This window comes from Lacinutrix algicola (genome assembly GCF_001418085.1).
GTDB lineage: Bacteria > Bacteroidota > Bacteroidia > Flavobacteriales > Flavobacteriaceae > Lacinutrix > Lacinutrix algicola.
The window spans coordinates 1-20,000 of the sequence record NZ_LIQH01000025.1; the positions used below are offsets into that span (position 1 = coordinate 1).

General features: G+C 31.4%; 14 protein-coding genes and 2 tRNA genes (1 of these 16 running past the window's edge). 1 reads left to right on the plus strand and 15 read right to left on the minus strand.

Features of this window, described 5'->3' with window-relative positions:
- Window positions 1–15 precede the first annotated feature (15 nt).
- The 10 genes from ASC41_RS03580 to ASC41_RS03625 form a co-directional block, all read right to left on the minus strand.
- A tRNA-Val gene (locus tag ASC41_RS03580) sits at window positions 16–90 on the minus strand.
- A gap of 100 nt (window positions 91–190) precedes the next feature.
- Window positions 191–265, minus strand: a tRNA-Val gene (locus ASC41_RS03585).
- A 64-nt stretch (window positions 266–329) separates the two neighbouring features.
- Window positions 330–1,547: a bifunctional folylpolyglutamate synthase/dihydrofolate synthase gene (locus ASC41_RS03590; protein ID WP_055435277.1), complete on the minus strand. Its 1,218-nt coding sequence runs from the start codon at window positions 1,545–1,547 to the stop codon at window positions 330–332.
- A gap of 3 nt (window positions 1,548–1,550) precedes the next feature.
- The gene (locus tag ASC41_RS03595; protein WP_055435278.1) at window positions 1,551–2,450 is read right to left on the minus strand and encodes a hypothetical protein; all 900 of its coding nucleotides are present in this window, start codon (window positions 2,448–2,450) and stop codon (window positions 1,551–1,553) included.
- 24 nt (window positions 2,451–2,474) lie between these two features.
- Window positions 2,475–3,638, minus strand: a complete 1,164-nt coding sequence (locus tag ASC41_RS03600; RefSeq protein WP_055435279.1) for an energy transducer TonB — start codon at window positions 3,636–3,638, stop codon at window positions 2,475–2,477.
- Window position 3,639: 1 nt separating this feature from the next.
- A complete protein-coding gene (locus ASC41_RS03605; protein ID WP_055435280.1) occupies window positions 3,640–4,032 on the minus strand; it encodes an ExbD/TolR family protein in 393 nt (130 codons plus the stop codon).
- A gap of 10 nt (window positions 4,033–4,042) precedes the next feature.
- The gene (locus ASC41_RS03610; protein WP_055435281.1) at window positions 4,043–4,744 is read right to left on the minus strand and encodes a MotA/TolQ/ExbB proton channel family protein; all 702 of its coding nucleotides are present in this window, start codon (window positions 4,742–4,744) and stop codon (window positions 4,043–4,045) included.
- A 60-nt stretch (window positions 4,745–4,804) separates the two neighbouring features.
- On the minus strand, window positions 4,805–6,208 hold the full coding sequence (nhaD, locus tag ASC41_RS03615; protein ID WP_055435282.1) for a sodium:proton antiporter NhaD: 1,404 nt from the start codon (window positions 6,206–6,208) through the stop codon (window positions 4,805–4,807).
- Between the two features lie 20 nt (window positions 6,209–6,228).
- Window positions 6,229–7,455 (minus strand): Glu/Leu/Phe/Val dehydrogenase dimerization domain-containing protein, encoded by a 1,227-nt coding sequence (locus tag ASC41_RS03620; RefSeq protein WP_055435283.1) that lies wholly within the window; start codon window positions 7,453–7,455, stop codon window positions 6,229–6,231.
- A 146-nt stretch (window positions 7,456–7,601) separates the two neighbouring features.
- On the minus strand, window positions 7,602–8,666 hold the full coding sequence (locus tag ASC41_RS03625; protein ID WP_055435284.1) for an anhydro-N-acetylmuramic acid kinase: 1,065 nt from the start codon (window positions 8,664–8,666) through the stop codon (window positions 7,602–7,604).
- An 89-nt stretch (window positions 8,667–8,755) separates the two neighbouring features.
- Between ASC41_RS03625 and ASC41_RS03630 the strand changes: the two genes are divergently transcribed.
- Window positions 8,756–9,898: an acyl-CoA dehydrogenase gene (locus tag ASC41_RS03630; protein WP_055435285.1), complete on the plus strand. Its 1,143-nt coding sequence runs from the start codon at window positions 8,756–8,758 to the stop codon at window positions 9,896–9,898.
- A 43-nt stretch (window positions 9,899–9,941) separates the two neighbouring features.
- Here ASC41_RS03630 and ASC41_RS03635 read toward each other — a convergent pair whose 3' ends face one another.
- From ASC41_RS03635 to ASC41_RS03655, 5 genes are all read right to left on the minus strand, one after another.
- Window positions 9,942–12,389: a helix-turn-helix domain-containing protein gene (locus tag ASC41_RS03635; RefSeq protein ID WP_055435286.1), complete on the minus strand. Its 2,448-nt coding sequence runs from the start codon at window positions 12,387–12,389 to the stop codon at window positions 9,942–9,944.
- 286 nt (window positions 12,390–12,675) lie between these two features.
- On the minus strand, window positions 12,676–14,178 hold the full coding sequence (locus ASC41_RS03640) for a reverse transcriptase family protein (protein ID WP_055435287.1): 1,503 nt from the start codon (window positions 14,176–14,178) through the stop codon (window positions 12,676–12,678).
- 258 nt (window positions 14,179–14,436) lie between these two features.
- The gene (locus tag ASC41_RS03645) at window positions 14,437–15,135 is read right to left on the minus strand and encodes a hypothetical protein (RefSeq protein ID WP_055435288.1); all 699 of its coding nucleotides are present in this window, start codon (window positions 15,133–15,135) and stop codon (window positions 14,437–14,439) included.
- A gap of 233 nt (window positions 15,136–15,368) precedes the next feature.
- The gene (locus ASC41_RS03650; RefSeq protein ID WP_055435289.1) at window positions 15,369–16,997 is read right to left on the minus strand and encodes an SWIM zinc finger family protein; all 1,629 of its coding nucleotides are present in this window, start codon (window positions 16,995–16,997) and stop codon (window positions 15,369–15,371) included.
- Window positions 16,998–17,001: 4 nt separating this feature from the next.
- Window positions 17,002–20,000: the 3' portion of a hypothetical protein gene (locus ASC41_RS03655; RefSeq protein WP_055435290.1), read on the minus strand. It continues 67 nt past the right edge of the window; the window shows 2,999 of its 3,066 coding nt (coding positions 68–3,066); its start codon lies off the right edge, out of view — the gene reads right to left on this strand; its stop codon occupies window positions 17,002–17,004.

Here is a 20,000-nt window from a genome sequence, read left to right on the forward strand (position 1 = left end):
ATTTTTTAATTTAAGTGGGCGACAAGGGATTCGAACCCCTGACCCCTTGGGTGTAAACCAAGTGCTCTGAACCAACTGAGCTAGTCGCCCGATTTATTCGGTGCGCAAATATACAAGAGATTTTAGAACTACCAAAGAAAAAACATTAAAAAATCCTGATGAAATTATCATCAGGATTTTTTAATTTAAGTGGGCGACAAGGGATTCGAACCCCTGACCCCTTGGGTGTAAACCAAGTGCTCTGAACCAACTGAGCTAGTCGCCCGATATATTCGGTGCGCAAATATACAAGAGATTTTAGAACTACAAAGCGTTTTTGAAAAAAACTTTTAAATAATTTCTGCCACAACGAAAGTACTTCCTCCAATGTAAATAACATCTTCAGGATTTGCATTTTTTAAAGCCATTTTATATGCTTCATTTACAGAATTATACGGTTCTGAAACTAAATTATTATCATTAAAGTACTGTTTAAGAATATTAACATCTAGTCCTCTAGAAATATTTGGTTTAGATAAATAATATTTTGCATTATTTGGTAAAAGATCAATAATTGAGTCTAAATCTTTATCGTTTACTACTCCAAAGACAATATGCAGGTTGATACATTCTTCATTTTGGAGTTGATTTATTACAATTTTTAAACCTTCTCTATTATGAGCTGTATCGCAAATAACTTTCGGATTATTTTTTAATACTTGCCATCTACCAAGTAGCCCTGTATTATGCACAACATTTAATAACCCCTTTTTGATGTCTTGCTGTGAAATATTAAAGCCTTTTAATTGTATTTCATTAATTGTATTAACAACCGTTTTAATATTTTTATCTTGATAGTCGCCTTTTAAATCGCTTTTATAATTTATTGTTTTGGTTTTATCAGCAAAAAGAATTTTAGCATGATTGCTATCTGCTATTTCAATAAAAATATCTTTAGTTTCTATTTGTGTCTCTCCGATAACAACAGGAATATTATGTTTAATAACTCCTCCTTTTTCCCTCGCAATGCATTTGAGAGTGTTACCAAGAAACTGTGTATGATCTAATCCAATGTTTGTGATTACTGAAACTTCTGGTCTAATAATGTTTGTAGAATCTAATCTACCACCTAAACCTACTTCAATTATAGCTATATCGACTTTATGATTAGCGAAATACTCGAAAGCTAACCCAACTGTCATCTCGAAAAAAGATAGATAATTCTTTTCTAAAAAACTTTTGTTACGTTTTATAAATTGAATTACATACTCCTTACTAATTTCTTTACCATTAATCTTGATACGCTCTCTATAATCTTTTAAATGTGGTGAGGTATATAAACCCACTTTATATCCTGCTTCTTGAAGAATAGAAGCTAACATGTGGCTTGTAGAACCTTTACCATTGGTTCCTGCTACATGTATAGACTTGAATTTATTTTCTGGATTATTAAGGTGTTTTGCTAATAAAATAGTATTACTTAAATCTACTTTATAAGCGCTTTTTCCTTGATTTTGATACATTGGAAGTTGAGAGAACATCCAGTTGATAGTATCTTTGTATGTCATTTTTTATTGTCCTAATTTAAAATCTATACTTACAAAGCCGATTTGCCTTGTAGGCGCCTTTGAATCTGCTGGCCATTTACCAGACATTGCAATTTTTCTTGCAGGTTCTAATAAACAAGCTGCAGTGTTTTCTGTTCCTCTAACTCCTGGTGTTGCTTTAACCACTCGACCACTTCTATCTACTTCGACCAAAACAACAACTAAACCTGTTTCGTTACAGTCTTGTTTAACTTCATTAAATTTACCTTGACCACGTCCACCAAGACCAGAACCGACTCCTCCATTACCTTTACCTCCACCAAAGTAACTTGGTGCATAAGGATTACCATCTAGCTGCCCTTTATCTCCTGCTGTATTATCGTTTCCTTCACTACCACTTGATTCTCCATCGGAATTATTCATTCCTCCCATCATAGCATCAATTTCTGCTTTTTTCTGAGCTTCTTCTGCTTTCTTTTTTGCTTCAGCATCTGCTTTAGCTTTCGCTTTTTTTGCTGCAGCTTCTTTAGCCTTAGCATCTGCTTCTGCCTTAGCCTTTTTTGCGGCTTCAGCTTTTTTTATAGCTATTGCTTCTTCTGTGTCTTGAGTTAAAACATCTTCTTTTACTTCTTCTGAAGCCGACGCCTCCTGAGTATCATTTGTTTGCTCTTCTGATTTGTTTGGTTCAGATTGCGCTTCTTGAGGTTGCTTATTAATATTTAAATTCTCTGATTTGACAGGCTTATCTGGTTGAACGTTTCCGCTTCCAACTGCTGAATTACCAAAGTTTACTGCTACTCCATATTCTTCTGGAGGATCTTGATAATCTTGTCCAACTACAAAGCACAACAAGATTAAGATAACTACTATTAAGGCTGTTATCTTAGCTGAATTTTGTTCGTGTTTTGTTTTTAAATATTTCATATTAACCTAAAAGCGAATATTATTTTAATTAGCTTTAATACTAAGAGGCAAATTAAAAGTTACCGACACTGGTCTTCCTTGTTGCATTCCTGGTTTCATTTTCGGTAATAATTTAGTAACTCGTTTAGCTTCTGCTTCCAATTTAGGATCCGGACCTTTTGTTCTAATTCCGATAATGTTACCTGATGCATCAATTGTAAAACGGATACTTATTTTCTGTAATCCTGTTAATCCCAAATCTGATATTAGTATCGTATTAAAGTTCTTAGATAAAAATTGTCTGACTTTATCATTCATACATTTTTTCTTAGCTTCATTACTACCAGATCCGCAACCTGGGTAAACAGGAGAATTTTCAATTAAATCAAAGCGAACAGTTTTATTTCCTTCACTTTTCTTTTTTGCTGCTGCTGCTGCTTTGTCACTTGCCGCCTTTGCCGCTGCTTTATCTCTCGCTGCATTTGCTGCTTTTGCCTTAGCCGCTGCTGCGTCTGACTTTGCTTTGGCAGCTTTATCTGCTGCTGCTTTTTGAGCTTTTGCCTTTTTCACTGCATCAGCTTTTGCTTTTGCATCTTTGGCTGCTTTATCAGCTTTTGCTTTTGCTGCTTCTTTTGCTTCCTTAGCTTTTTTTGCTTCTAGAGCGTCCTTCTTTTGTTTTTCTGATTTTTCTTTAGCTTCTTTCGCTACTTTAGCCTCTTTTGCTTCTTTTGCTTCTTTTTCGTTTTTAATCTTTAGAGCTTCCTCTTCCTGCTGAGCTAATAGTTTTTCTGCCGCTACTTTTGCAGCTTCTTCAGCCGCAGCTTCCGCCTCCGCCTTTTCCGCAGCTTCGGCTTCGTCAGCTTTTTGTTTTTCTAAAGCTTCTTCTTGCTTTAATTTTTCGGCTGCCTCCGCAATTTCTTCTTCATTTACCTCTTCTTCAATAGCTTCATCTTGAACCTCCTCTTCTGCTATCTCTTCTTCAAGAACCTCTTCTTCTGAAGGCTCAGGCTCCTCAATACTTTTAGATGCACTTGGTTCGGTATTATCATTAATAGTACTTACATCTCCAAAGTTCATTTCAACTCCGTATTCTTCAGGTAATTCTTGATAATCTTGGCCAACCACAAAACAGAGTAATACAACAATCACAACTATTAAAGTTGTGATTTTAGCCGAATTTTGTTCGTGTTTTGTTTGTAGGTATTTCAAATTATTGCGATTTTACTGCTAGGGTTGATTTTATCTTATTTCTATTTGCAATGTCCATTATGTAGACAACATGTTTCATTTCTACATCTTGATCTGAACGAATAGTGATTGTTGGAGATTCTGCTCCACCAATTTTTGCTAATAATTCAGATTCTAGTGTTTCTTTTGATACTTTTTTTAAGTCTATATAGTAACTATTGTTTTTATCGACACTTACAGATACACTTTTTGTTTGTGTTGTTTTACTTGTTGAACTTGGTAATAACAAATCTATGGCTTCAGCTGAAACAAGCGTAGAAGCAATCATAAAAAAGATAAGTAGTAGGAAAACAATATCCGTCATTGAAGACATATTGAATTCTGGTGTTACTTTATTTCTTCCGCGTAAATTCATAAATTAGTTATTAAATTGGTTCATTTAAAAGGTCTAAAAATTCTAATGAATTTGCTTCCATTTGATACACCACTTTATCTGTTTTTACAACGACATGGTTATATGCTATATAAGCAACAATTCCTACAATTAAGCCTCCAACTGTTGTTGTCATTGCAGTATATAAACCATCTGCTAATGTTTTAATATCGATAGAACCACCTGAGTTTGCTATTTCGAATATTGAAAGAATCATTCCAATAACTGTTCCAAGAAAACCAATCATTGGTGCAGCTCCAGAAATTGTAGCTAAAACACTTACATTTTTCTCTAAGCTATAAATTTCTAAACGTCCTGCATTTTCTATCGCTGTATTAATATCGTCTAAAGGTTTTCCTATTCTAGAAATTCCTTTACTAATTAACCTTGACACTGGTGAATTAGTTTGTGAACATAAATTTTGAGCAGAATCTATTTTACCACTACTAACATAATCTTTAATTTGATTCATAAAATTAGCATCTACCTTTGAAGCTTCTTTTATTGCCATGATCCTTTCGAAATAAATATAAAGTGCTGCAACAAATAAAACAAATAGTAAACCTATTATTATTATCCCAGCAGTACCACCAGTTGTAATTAACTCGATTATTGATAATGTTTTTTCGGTAGTTTCACCATCAACTAATAAATCTGCTTCTTGTGATGCGTCTTGTAATAAAGTGCTTAACATATTGTGTGTTTAGATAAATGTATAACGTTATTTTTTTTAATCTCGTATTAAAGAGCTTGTTTAAAATAGTGTTCTAGTCCAAAAGAATACTAATGTTCCTGCTAAAAAGCCTACTAGAGCTAACCAAGATATCTTTTTGAAATACCAGAAAAAATCTATTTTTTCCATTCCCATTGCAACAACTCCTGCTGCAGAACCAATAATTAACATACTTCCACCAGTTCCTGCTGCATAAGCAATAAAGTGCCAAAGTTCGTTATCCATAGGCTCATGGAACATACCTAAACTTGCTGCTACTAATGGTACGTTATCTATTACTGCAGAACCAATACCTAATAGAATAACTACTAAATCTGAAACACCTGCGTGACCACCTGGATGAATTTCAGTTCCTAACATTGGAACAGAAGTTTGTAAAGAATCTGCAAAATTAAATAATGTACCTAAAGATTCTAAAGCAGCTACAGCCATTAATATACCTAAGAAAAATAAAATACTTGGCAATTCAATTTTAGACAATGAGTGGTGTACTGGACTGTGGTGTGCATGAGCATCACTTTCAACTCCATCATACTCAGTTAAACTGAATTTTGAAGAACTGTAGATTTCAGCAAAAATAGCTACAACCCCTAGAGACAACATCATCCCTACATAAGGAGGTAAATGAGTTACCATTTTAAAGACAGGTACAAAAACAATTGCTCCTAACCCTAAATATAACATTGTACCACTGAAACGACTTTTTGGTTTATCGTCCTCATTTTCTTCAACATCTAAGTTTCCTTTAAACGCTGGTAAAAATGAAGCTATAAAAGTAGGCACTAACATACATACTAAAGATGGTAATAATAGGTAACCAAATAAGTGACCTGTTGATACTTTTTTACCAATCCAAAGCATTGTCGTTGTTACATCTCCAATTGGAGAAAAAGCACCACCTGCATTTGCCGCTATAATTATTAAACCAGCATACCAAATACGTACGTTTCTATCTTTTACAATTTTTTGAAGTATTGATATTAATACAATAGTAGCTGTTAAGTTATCTATAATTGCAGAAAGCACGAATGCTAAACCACAGAAAATCCAAAGGATTTTAGACTTCTTCTTTGTTTTAATAAAGTTTTTTATAGTTGAAAAACCATCGAAATAATCTATAATTTCAACAATTGTCATTGCTCCTAATAAGAATACTAAAATTTCGGCAGTTTTACCTAAATGATGCAATAATGTTTCTTCCATTAAATGCATTTTGGCTTCATGACCTAATGCAGGAAAGTTTTCTACTAACGCATGATTTGCAGAATCGAACCAATTTGGAAACGAATCTATACCTAATGAAATTAATGCCCAACTTATAGCCATCATGACTAAAGCAGGAATTAATTTATCTATTTTAATACTGTGTTCTAATGTAATGGCTAAATAACCAATTACGAATACTAGAATAATTGCTGTTTCCATAGTTTATTGTAATGAGAGTTTTAAACGAGTTGAGTTAATGCAATTTCAAATGCTGTTTTACTAATCTCGGTTTTGCTTGGGTTTTTATCGTATGTATTTTGAATAGCTTTTTTAATAATGCTAGATGTATCGTTGAAGATGGCTTCATCCGTCATTTGTACTTTACGTTCCATAAAGTATGCAAACACTCTTGCCATCCCACAGTTTGAAATAAAATCTGGAATAAGACTTACTTTCTCGTCTGTAGATTCCATAATGCTTCCAAAGAAAATTTCTTTATCTGCGAAAGGTACATTTGCTCCACATGAAATAACTTCTAGTCCAGTATTAATCATCTGGCTAATTTGATCTTGAGTAATTAAACGAGATGCAGCACATGGTGCAAAAATTTCAGTTTCTAGAGACCAAATACGATCGTTCATTTCTGCAAACGGAATCATGTTTTCTGTCGCTAGTGTATTTCCGTTTTTAGTTAAAAAGAAGTCTGTTATTTCATCGAAAGAAAAACCTTCTTCTTTTATAACACCTCCAGAAATGTCTATAATACCAACCACTTTAGCTCCCATTTGTGCTAAATAATAAGCTGCTGCAGAACCTACGTTTCCAAAACCTTGAACAACCGCGCGTTTTCCAACAACACTCCCTCCATAAATTTCGTAATAATGTTTTACAGCTTCGGCAACGCCATAACCTGTAATCATATCTGCTACAGTATATTTTCTTGCCACATCTGGTGAAAAACCTGGATTCTCTATAACTTTAATAACACCTTGACGTAATTGTCCTATTCTATTAATTTTATCTGCTTCTGTTGGTTTAAAGTGTCCGTTAAATACACCTTCTTGTGGATGCCAAACTCCAGATTGCTCTGTAATTGGGATTACTTCGTGGATTTCGTCTACATTTAAATCGCCACCAGTTCCATAATAACTTTTAAGTAATGGAGAGACTGCCTTATACCAACGCTCTAAAACACCCTTTTTCCTTGGGTCTTTAGGGTCGAAATTAATACCTGATTTTGCACCACCAATTGCTGGTCCTGAAACGGTAAATTTAACCTCCATTGTTTTTGCTAACGATAGAACTTCGTTCATATCTAAACCTTTACGCATTCTTGTTCCTCCACCTGCAGCACCTCCTCTAAGAGAGTTTATTACTGTCCAGCCTTCGGCTTCTGTTTCTGCATCTTTCCAGTTAAAAATAATTTCTGGCTCTTTATTTTCGTATATTTTAAGTAATTCTTTCATTTTAGTCTATTGTAACGTTATCAATTTGTATTTGTTTTCGGAAAATATAATTGAAACGTAGCTAAAGTTGATTCATTTGAATAATGATTTATTGGTTTAACAAATATAAAAAACTAAAGGTGCATAAAGTAAAAAAATATTTTTTTTTACAATTGAAAAATTACACCTGAAGAATGATCCTTTTTTGCTCCTGTAATACTAGATAAACAGTTGCTTTCTCCTCGAAGTTTTAAAACTCCTAAAAAGCCAAAAATTAAAGCTTCTTTAAATTCTATAATTTCTTTTGAAGGTATTTTAATTGTATTATAACACAAGTCTTCTATTCTAGACATTAAAAATAAATTAAAAACGCCACCTCCAGTTATTAATACTGATGCATTCTGTTTAATATTTAAAACATTAGAAATTTGAATAGCAACGTGCTCTACAAAAGTTCTTAAAACATCTTTTACTGAAAGATTATAACTATTAATTAATGGAAATATAATTTCATTAACCCATTCTAATCCTAATGATTTTGGGTAGGTTTCTTTATAAAATTGAAGGTTATTTAACTCATTTAATAAATTAGTATTTAATGCTCCTTCTTTTGCAAAAGCACCTTTATCGTCATACGCAAAACCTAATGTTGAGATATACTTATTAAGGACAATATTTACAGGACAGATATCGAAAGCTATTCTTTTTCCTTTAATTTCTGTTGAAACATTCGCAAAACCTCCAAGGTTTACACAATAATTATAATCTGAAAACAGTAATTTATCTCCAATTGGGACTAAAGGAGCACCTTGACCTCCAAATTCGACATCTTGAACTCTAAAATCACAAATTATTGTTTGGTTTAGTATTTTGGCTAAAACTGGAAGATTTCCTATTTGGTATGTTAGTCCGTTTTCAGGTTTGTGTAATGCTGTGTGTCCATGAGAACAAATGGCATCAATTTCTAAAATGTTATTTCTATTAATAAAATTATCTATAACTTCAGCTAAATACAATGTGTAATCTGTGTCTAATTCTTTTAGTTCTTCTTTTGAATGTTCTATTAAAGTTTTCAATTTACCAAGCCATTCTTCCGCGTAAGCGACAGTTTCAGCTTTAATAATTTGAAAAGACCAATTCTCGTTAAAAGAGAAATTGATGAATGCTAAATCTATTCCGTCTAAAGAGGTCCCAGACATAACTCCAATAACATTATATTCAGTTTTTATCATATTCTGTAAAAATAGAAATATCTGTTGAAAAAAAACTAATAAAGAGCTATATTTGCACTCTTATTTTATCAAATTAATATTATAGAAAGATGGATTTTAGCTTAACCGAAGAGCATATAATGATACGCGACGCAGCTCGTGATTTTGCACAAACCGAATTATTACCAGGCGTTATAGAGCGTGATAACAAACAGGAATTCCCACAAGAATTAGTAAAAAAAATGGGTGATTTAGGTTTTATGGGTATTATGGTAGATCCTAAATATGGCGGAAGTGGAATGGATGCTATTTCTTACGTTTTAATAATGGAAGAGCTTTCAAAAATAGATGCTTCGGCTTCTGTAATTGTTTCTGTAAACAATTCTTTAGTTTGCTATGGTTTAGAGTCTTATGCTAATGAAGAGCAAAAACAAAAATACTTAACTAAGCTAGCTACTGGTGAATTTGTTGGTGCTTTTTGTTTAAGTGAACCAGAAGCAGGAAGTGATGCTACATCGCAAAAAACAACTGCTATAGATAAAGGAGATCACTATGTAATTAATGGAACAAAAAACTGGATTACTAGTGGAGGAAGAGCTGATGTTTATTTAGTAATTGCACAAACAGATAAAGACAAAGGACATAAAGGTATTAATGCTTTTATAGTTGAAAAAGGAACTCCTGGTTTTGACGTTGGACCTAAAGAAGATAAATTAGGAATACGTGGTAGTGATACGCATACGTTACAATTTAACGATGTTAAAGTACCTAAAGAAAATAGAATTGGTGAAGATGGCTTTGGTTTTAAATTTGCCATGAAAACTTTATCTGGAGGAAGAATAGGTATTGCTGCACAAGCCTTAGGTATTGCTGCTGGAGCTTATGAGTTGGCTTTAAAATATTCTAAAGAACGTAAAGCTTTTGGAACAGAAATTTGCAATCACCAAGCAATTGCTTTTAAATTAGCAGATATGTATACTGAAATTGAAGCTGCACGTATGTTAGTAATGAAAGCCGCTTGGGATAAAGACCAAGGTAATAATTACGATATGTCTAGTGCGATGGCTAAATTATACGCCTCTCAAGTTGCAATGACACATACTGTAGAAGCTGTACAAATACATGGTGGAAATGGTTTTGTAAAAGAATACCATGTAGAGCGTTTAATGCGTGATGCTAAGATTACACAAATTTATGAAGGGACTTCTGAAATACAGAAAATTGTAATTTCAAGAGGCGTTATTAAAGGATAATAAATTCTTTATTTTATATACAAAAAGCGTAACCAAAGTTTGGTTACGCTTTTTTATTTCTTGCTAAATCTTCCAAAACCAAACGTAATTCTCCAAAAGTATACTTATTATCTATTTGGTGTTTTAAGTCTGAAATGTTCTCAAACTTCTGTTTTGGAATAATAGCTTTTAACTCTTTATAATGTTTTTCGGAAATTAAGTCTAAGATTTTAATTTCTCCTGTGTCTATAAAACTTGCTAAATGTCCGCTAATTGTAGCCACATTTAAATCGCGTTCCATAGCTATTTGCTCTATTGCTTTTCCTGCTTTAAATAAATTTAAAGAGGTTGTTTTAGTTTCGCCTACTTTTCGTTTAGGCTTTGCTGTTTCAAAAATTTCAGATTTCTTAGCCGTTTCAATATCGTTTTCATCGCAATACTCACGTATTACTTTTAGAATATCTTTTCCGTATTTCTCTACTCTGGTTTTCCCGAAACCGTTTACTTTTAGTAGTTCTGCAGAATTTGTTGGCAAGGTTTCACACATTTCGTACAAAGATTTTTGTGTGAAAATTTGAAAATGAACCAGATCGTGATCCTTTGCAATTGTATTTCTTAATTCGCGAAGTAACTCGAACAACTCAACATTTGTAGTACCATCGATAATTGTTTTTCTAGGTTTCTTTGGTGCTTCTTTTGCTAAGAAAACAGATTTTGCCCTTAACTCTAAAAACAGTTTCACCTTAAAACCATCTGCTAAGCCTTTAAAATAAAGTTGTTTTGTAGCAAGTAATTCTTCAAATAAATCTAAAGCTTTTGTCAGATCTTTTTCTACAGTCTTATTATCTGTTGTAAAACTGAACGTTTTATAAGGCTCAAGAATTTTCGCTTCGACTTCTTTCTTATAATAGTTTAATGCTTTTGCAAAACGTGCTTGTATTTCTTTACTAGATTCTGGTGTAAGTGTAATTTCAGAAAGCTCATTTAATTGTGCCTTAAATCCGTTGGCTATTTTTAGCAAACTAGCCACACAATCTTTTATTGTAATTAAAGGCGCTTCAACATTACCTTCTATACTGCCTCTATTTTTATAATAGACATCTAAAACGCGATTAACAGGATATAAAAAATTATAAAAGTTAAAAATTTCTGCAATTATACCGAGTTGAAATTCTCTCTTAGATTTAGCTAAAACGGTTTCATCCGGTTGGTTTTCTTCGGCTCTTTTATTAAACGTAATAACATTAATATCGCTTATAATCTGGTTAGAACTAATCTTACTTTTTAGCACTAAACCTTCTAAACTTTTACAACGACTTAAGGCCACATACGTTTGCCCATGAGCAAATGCGCCTTCGGCATCTATAATTGCTTTATCGAAAGTTAAACCTTGACTTTTATGAATAGTAATAGACCAAGCCAAACGTAAAGGCATCTGCGTATAAGAACCAATTTTGTTTTCTGTTATGGCTTTAGTTTCCTTATCTACATCGTAATTTATGTTATCCCAAACCTCTTGTTTAGTAATAATATTAAACTCATCGTCTGGACATTTTACAACCACTTCATCCTTATCCAGTAAAATAACTTTACCAATTTTACCATTAAAATAACGTTTCTCTACAGAACTATCGTTTTTAATAAACATAACCTGAGAGCCAACTTTTAAGTTTAATACTTCTTTTGTTGGGTATGAAAATTCTGGAAACTTACCTTCTACCGATGCTTTATAATTAACAGACTTACCTTTAAGTTTCTCTAATTCGGACTTGTTGGTTTGTTCTGCTTTAAAATTATGCGTTGTTAACGAAATATAACCTTCTTCTTCTGTCGCTTGAAAGTTTGGATCGTAACTTTTATTTAACTCATCGGCAGATTCCTGAGATAAAGTATTGGTTCTAATTTCATTTAAAATATCTATAAACTTAGGATTATCCTGTCTGTAAATATGTTTTAACTCGACAGTAATTGCAAACGATTCTTTATAAGCTAGACTGCTAAAAAAGAAAGCATTATCATAAAAAGGCTTTAATAATTGCCATTCGTTATCCTTAACAACAGGCGATAATTGTTGTAAATCTCCAATCATTAATAATTGAACACCGCCAAAAACTTTAGTTCGATCTCTAAATCGACGTAGCGTTTTATCGATACCATCAAGTAAATCTGCACGTACCATACTAATTTCATCAATAACCAATAAATCCATAGATTTAATAATATTGATTTTCGTCTTTCCAAATTTTCTATTAAAACCACCAGAACCTTTTAAATCTTCGTTAGGCAAAATAGGTCCAAATGGCATTTGAAAAAACGAATGTATAGTCACACCTTTAGCATTAATAGCCGCAACTCCAGTTGGTGCCACAACCACCATTCGCTTTAAAGACTCCATCTTTAGCTTATGTAAAAAAGTCGTTTTTCCAGTTCCCGCTTTTCCTGTTAAAAACACATTTCTATTTGTGTTATTAATAAAATCCCAAGCTAAATCTAATTCCTTATTTGTAGTCATTTTTAGTATTTCAGTACAGAATCTCAAGATAAATAAAATGAATAGTATTTATGGCGCGTTTTTAAGAAAAATAAAAACCACGCTATCCACTATATCTTTTTCAAATCTGGACTTCTTTAAGCATCAATGCTTTTAGGCAAGTGCTTTAATATATATTTATTTTTGGAAATAATAAAAAAGGATGCCGTTTCAACTACGAAGTAATCACGATTTCTTCCTAAATAATATTTATGAGTAATCGTTCGCGCACTTATTTATTATGGTTCAGTACTAAAGATCAAGTCCTTTACTTCTTAAAAAAGGAAGATACCTTCTTTATAAACCCACTTAATAAACCAGAAGCACCTTTTTTAGTATTTGGCGCATATTGTTTTACATGCTCTTCCTTATAGTTATATTTTACAAGAATAGCATTTACACGTTCTTTATAAATGGCACCTTTTACTTCATCAATCTGAAAAATAAAATTTGCGTAACCATCAATTTGAGCTAAAACATTTCCGCCTTTATTCCAGTACTTTCCTTCTATTCCTTCTTTTTCTATTAAATGTAATAAAGCTCTAAATCGCTTTAAAGACGTTTTAGGAATATTAGCTTTTTCATTAACCACAACACCAGTAACTTCTTGCTTGGCATTGCGTTTCATGACACGTAATTTTTCTGGATGTAACATAAAGTTCTCATCGCGTACTATTTTACCAGAATATTTAAGTAATGCCGTAATTTTAGGTAAGCTTTTTTTATCACCAGAAAACGTAATATCGTCTACATATCTAGTATAATCGAAATCATACTTTTTTGCCAAACCAGATAATCTAAAATCTAATTTTCTACATAAAATATTGGTGATTGCTGGACTACAAGGCGAACCTTGTGGCAAAAAACGTTCTCCGCGCTGTGCATAATAATCTTCACCTAATAAAGAAACGTCTAGTATTTTAGGCTCAGAACATAATAAAGCTAAAATAGTTGCTACTTGATTAGAATATCCTAAAGACATAAACACACCTTTAATTCTATTATAAGTTACCGATGGAAAGAAGTTTTTAAAATCCTGATTTATAACTACAGCTTTCCCAATATGAGGGACTGCATTTGTTTTTATAGATTTACCAATAACGCAACCATGTGCATTATCGTGTACTTTTACGTTATTTAATATGTGTTCTAAAATCCAATGTTGCGCCTTTTTTAATTTAGGCATTGGTGCAGAAATTAAACGATAACCACCAGATTTTTTTGGCATTTGAAATCGCTTATAATGACTAATCTTAGAGTTCTTTCGTGTAAACGACAAAAACCGAAGTTCGCCAACCGTTATACCTAAAGCAGAAGCTAAATCTTCGGCTGAATTTAAAACAGGTAATTGTTGCGTTTTTAATCGTGCAACATCACATTCTTTTTTATTAAGGTTATTAGAATATCCAGAACCAAGATAAACAATATCTTTTTCTTTAGACGTTTTCCAACGTGCTGCCTTTTCTAAGCGTTCTTTTTCACGTCTTTCTTTAGTTTCTTTTTGAGATTGTTTAGAAGCTAATTTACGTTCTTGGTGTTTCTTAGCTAAAAAAGCTTCAGGATCTTCAATAACTCGTTTTTCCTTTAAAAGCCCTTGTAACTTTTTAGACAATTCTGTCTCTTCTTTAAAAAAAGCATTAACGCTTTCGAAATCAAGTTCTTCTTGATTCCAAAAACCCAAACGTTTCATTTCAGAAAGTATATATTCTTGTTTTGAAGACGCTTTTATTTTATCATAAATTTCCTGTCTTCTTTCTGTAGAATTTTTCATATAATAAAAAGGTAGCAATAAGATGTCTATTTAATTCCCTTCGTACGATTCTCAAGACTGAATTGAACAACTCCAGTGAAATAGGTACTAGTGTATTATTTCACTTCGCAGAAGTCTAACCGGAAATAGTACACTAGTACCTATTTCACAAGTTAAGTTCGAGTCAGTGACGCGTTCGGTGTCTTTAAGCAAGATTGGCGATACACCAATCAAAATGCAAGGTTTTTATCTTATTACTACCATGGTTTAAATATAATATTAAAATTGTTCGTACTCGTAATCTATAATTAAATCACCATTATTCGTATCAGACATTGTTGGATATCCTATACTATTATAGATATATATTGTGTTCTCTTGGTAGTTAGTACTTGAATTAATAGAGTTCACTAACACTTCATTATTACTTCCAATTAATTGAATTTTCTTATATTCTTCAGTATATATAGTTGTGTAAGGATTTTGCTTTGTGTCATACTCATAAGTGAAACTTGTACCAAATTCGGTTCCAGTTGAACTTAAATTATTACCAGAATACGTATAAATAAGAGGTACACTAATATCTGAATAGGATTTACTTACGAGATTATTATTGTATTCATAATATAACGTAGAAGTAATAACTCCACTAGAAGAATTATAGTAATCTTTTGATGTAATTAAATTGTTTTCATAAGTGTATGTCTCTAATAAGGAGCCGTTTGTTCTTGTTCGAGAAATCAACTTTCCTTGACTATAATTATAATTTATATATGAAATATTTTGTGAATTATCAATCTGTTCACTTTTTTTTAATGTCCCATCAGCATTAAAAAAGAAATTCAAAATCCTAACGTTATTATTATTTGAAGTAAAAGTTATGCTTTTTAATCTTATTGGTCCTGTAAATTCTTCTACTTCATCATTATTTGAGCAAGAAAAAATTATTAAAAATGTAAATAATATTAGTTTTTTCATAATTTATTTATTCAACTTTATACTTATTTAGGTTAACTTACTCAATAAACACAATTAGTTTTTGATAAGTTATAATATTGATTCAAAAGCATTTATTTTAACTACGTTATCGTATTATTTATTCATCAATTGATTTTATTTATAGAAAGTTAACTTTTGAAAACTGTATTTCTTAAAAAAAACATTTGTAATTAGTGTGCTTAAATTCATATTACCATGGTTTAAATATAATATTATTTTTTATCAAAAGTGATTCTTGTTGCTAATATATGCTCACAAGGTCCTTTGGTCATTTTATTTTCATAATAGTAATTGCATGTGCAACTACCATCTACTATTTTTAAGTCATTATCTATTGTTGTAACAACTTTATATTTATTACTTACAGTACTTTTAAGTGTAATTTTATCGTTTTTATGTTCAACTTTTAAATCTGAAACAGCGTTTTGTTCCATTAATTTATAAGCTTCTTTATCTGTTTCACTAGAAAAACGTAGAGATTCTATATCTATTCCTTCTCTTTTTAATTCTCGAATACGATATACTTTGTTTTTTAAATCGAAAATAACTTTTCCTGCTTGCGTAAAAGTTTCTAACGATTTATTGACAACAGACACATCTAAGTTCATGGTTTTAGCAATTTCTGTTTCAGTTGCAAACCAATGCTTTCGCAATTCTAAATAGACACTTTGCATTGTTTTTGCAGGAACTTGTCCTCTTGGTGATAGTAAATCTAATTGACTAGATTGTGTCCAATCGTTAGCTGTCCAACCAGAAAGCCCTAAAGTAAAATACATTTCGGACGTTAAATGTGCTGTATAAAACGAAGGCATTCCATTTCCTAAAAGGTGCACAGTAAATGTATTTGTTATTGGTAATAAACGTTCTAAAAGTAGAATTCTCCTTCTTCCCCAAACTCTTATTTCTTGTGCACTATCTCCTTTATAAATAGATTGTTTACAAACAACTTCTATATTCCAAGGTTCGAAAATAGCAACAATTGGTTCTCCTGGATTTAGTATATATTTAATAGAACGTGGTCCTTTACGCTCTTTATTTCTTTTTAATACTGAAATAAAATTAGCAATATCTATAGCTTCTAATTCAAAAGAAATTTTTTTAGAAGTCATTGCTGTACTTACTTGCAGAAAGCCGCGAACCCAACTGTCTGGTAAATCTATTTTTACTTCTCTATAGTTATCTTCTCCTGTTGTTTTAACATCAAATCCTTTCGGATCTATTTTAAAATCGGTTTCCTTATAGGTTCTTATTTTCTGAAACTCTTCATATAATGTCTTCGAATAATCAATATTTGTTGTACCACATTTAAAGTCACTTATATTATTAAAGACATCGTAACCGCAAGATAGTTTTCCGTAAACGGATTCATCTTTACTAAAACATTCGAAAAACACTTGGTCTGGATGAACGGTAATTACAGGATCTAAAACCATCCAAGCATCCATATCTCGTTTATAAAGATGTTTAAAATAATTACTTTGTGCCTTATAATAAGGTTTCATTATAACATCGCGTTCTTTACGAAGACCTTCTAATTGAGAACGTACATGATGTATTTCTGTTTGTAATTTAGAAAGATCGCTACTTGCTTCTGCCAACCAAATCTCTTCTTGGCTTTTTAACCAAGCTAAATATTCAGAATTGTCTTTGGGTTGAAAATTAAAATCGGCAACCACAACATGATGCAGTGCAGAAATAGCTTCTCTAAATGGAATTTTTTTATCTAATGTGCCAACAAAAAATGTTGGTTCTCGTAAAACGTCTGGCGCAAAACTAACTCCTGTTGTAGATACTCCATTGTCTACACTACTCGATCCTCCATATTTATAATTAAACTGCATACAATTAATTCTGTTTTATTAATAATGGAATTTCTATATCTGGATGCGCTTCAGCTATAGTTAGTAATAAATCAATATTATTACTAGTATCTATTAATGTATTTGTACCTAAAACAGTTTCTATTAATCGTGTTGTCATAACTGCAACAGATTTATTTTTAATAGATTCTTGTTCTAAAAAAGTATAAACTCTAGTTTTGGCAACTCTATTTTCGTTAATATTAAACAAGGTTGTTTTAAAGTAAGTTTCTAATTTCAAGATAACTTCTACATTGTCTTTTGCATAATTATCTAGATAATTAGTAACAAAAAACTGCATGGTTTTTGTTGGATGTTCTTGAAGCTTTAATAATAAAGGCAAGCCTTTTTCTTCAGTAAAATGTTGTGTTATCATTTTTCGTCCAAAATGTTGAACTTCTTTTTTTGTATGATCGCAAGCATAAAGTAACATATTTACAGTCCATGTTTCAGGCTTAATATGTTCTTCAAAATATTTAGTAGCCCAAGTAATTATGTCTTCCCAATCCGAATTAAAAATTAATAACGCATTTTCTAATTCGTAATTTACTTTAGATGCATGGTTTTCGAAATAGTTTTTTACAATGTTTCTAATTTCAAAAATGTCACTATTTCCAAATTGAACAATCTCCTTTAAACTCAGTTTTTCTAAATCGATATGCTCTTTAAATAAAGGTTCGCCTAGTTTTTGTGCATAATCGTATTTCGATAATATCAGTCCAAATATGTTCTCTTGAGAAATACTACTTAAATACTGTTTATAGTTCGTTGTTAAAAGGTCGTAGCAATTTTTGTGTAATCCATCATAAGTTTCTACTGTTTCAATTGCTCTTATTAAAGATTTAAAAAGATTATTTTTAAAACCTTCATCTAATGTAATCACCCTTTCTACTGTTGGCTGAATAGCTTCTCTAACTTCATCGTATTCCGAAAAACAAAAGGCACTTATTTTATTATGATTTTTTAAAAGAAATTCATCCGGAAAATGAGATAATAACTCGATTCCTACTTGTCTTAATTGAGCGTTATCCGAATTAATATAACCATCAATAGTGTCTTTAAATAATTGATAGGTCGATATTGAATTCTGCTTAGCAAGATTTGCAGCGAATAATTTATTGATGACTTCACTCGAATTAGCTAATTCTATTATTTTTTCTTTAGGAACTTTACTAAGTAATTTACCAAAATGGGTGTTTCCTATTAAATCATTAACCTTAATAAGATACTCAAAAGTATATATTGAAGGTGAACTAAATAAATCGTTTAATTTATCTACACTTAAAGGAGTATTATATTTTACCAAATCTTCAAATAATGCTTTTAAATATATAATAACATTATCATTACCTAATAGCAATAGTTGTTCGTTGAAGTTTAATTCAGCAAAATATTGAGATTCATATTGTGTTAACCACTTAAATCCTAAAGTATGTGCTCTTTCATTATTAGATTTAATTAATGCTGATAGTAAAGCGCTTTCAGGTTTCACTAATCGAAATCGTTGTTCAACAATATCTAAAACCGACTCTAATACCTTTGGATGATAATGAGAAACCAATTGTACCAATAAAACATCATCAACATTTTCTAAAAAATGAGCATTATCTTTAATAATTCTTAGAGCAAATTGCACTGCAATTTCACTCTTAGCATTTGCTAAAATATAAATTACATCCTTTTCTTTAGCATCCCATAAATTCGATAAAGCTTCTTCTCTTGGCAAACTATCAGTTTCACTATCTATATAAAACCATTTATTATTCTGACTCTGCAAACGAGTAGAACTTCCGTAAACAATATACATCAAAGCTAGAAAATCATGATACTTTGGGAAAATTCGTTTTACAGTATTATACCGTCTAGTTTCCCTATCGTAATTATAATGATACTGAATATCTTCTTTAACATTATCTAACTTGTCGTCAAGAGAAACTAAAAGCGTTTTAGAATAATCAACATAAAGTTCTCTGTCAACCTTACTTATTTCATAAACAAATTTATAAGTAGCCTTGTTAAAATAGTTCTTTGTCTTTTTAGAAAACGCTATCGTTGGATTAGGTTTTTGTTTTTCAACATCAGCTGCAGTCCATTGATCGTTTACATATAAATAATCCGAAGTATAACCTGGTTTACTAATAGCTATCCTTTTAGACGTTAATGCAAAAAATATAACATCATTTAAAACATCAGTTGCCCTATATATATAACGTATAGATTTGAAAAAATTAATTTTAAAAGGCGCTTTTTCTAGAAATGAATATAATTGCTCTCTAAGTGTAATATCATTAATAGAATACAAATAGATATAATATAATACCGAAGAATCAATTGCATTAGCACTTAAAAAATAAACAGAAAGTGCATTAAAAAATGAAACACTATTTCCAGACTGAACCTTTAATTCTTCAGGAAGTAACTCATAGGCCTCTTTTATAATTTTATCTTTATAATGCTCATCAGCAAGTTTTAAAATATAAGATGCACTAATCCGACCTACTTTATCATCAAATTTTTTCGACTCAAATACCTCATATATCTTATCTTGATTAGAAATATCATTAAACTTTGCTAATGCGTATATAGAATTATATTGTTCAAAAACATCTTTCGAATCTACAAAGTGATTTATAAAAGGAATAGCTTTAACAACATTTAACGAAGACGCCTTAAGTATAATTCTAGAAACCTTCCAATCTCTAGTATAAACGCCTTGAATAGCATCCTTTAAATATTTTAATATAGTTTTCTCTCTATCATTATTCAGCACAGATAGTAATTGACCATTATCTTTCTCTTCAGTAGTTGAAGACAATAATTCACTATATCCTTTACTTTCTTTACTAGATACAAGGCTCGAAAAAACAACTAAAGCTTCATCATAAGAAACCGGAAATACCGTCTTAGTGCCTTCTCTTAAATTAGCACCTCTCCTTCCGTATCTAAAATTAACAACAAATAAATCGGATCCCGATTCGCATAAGT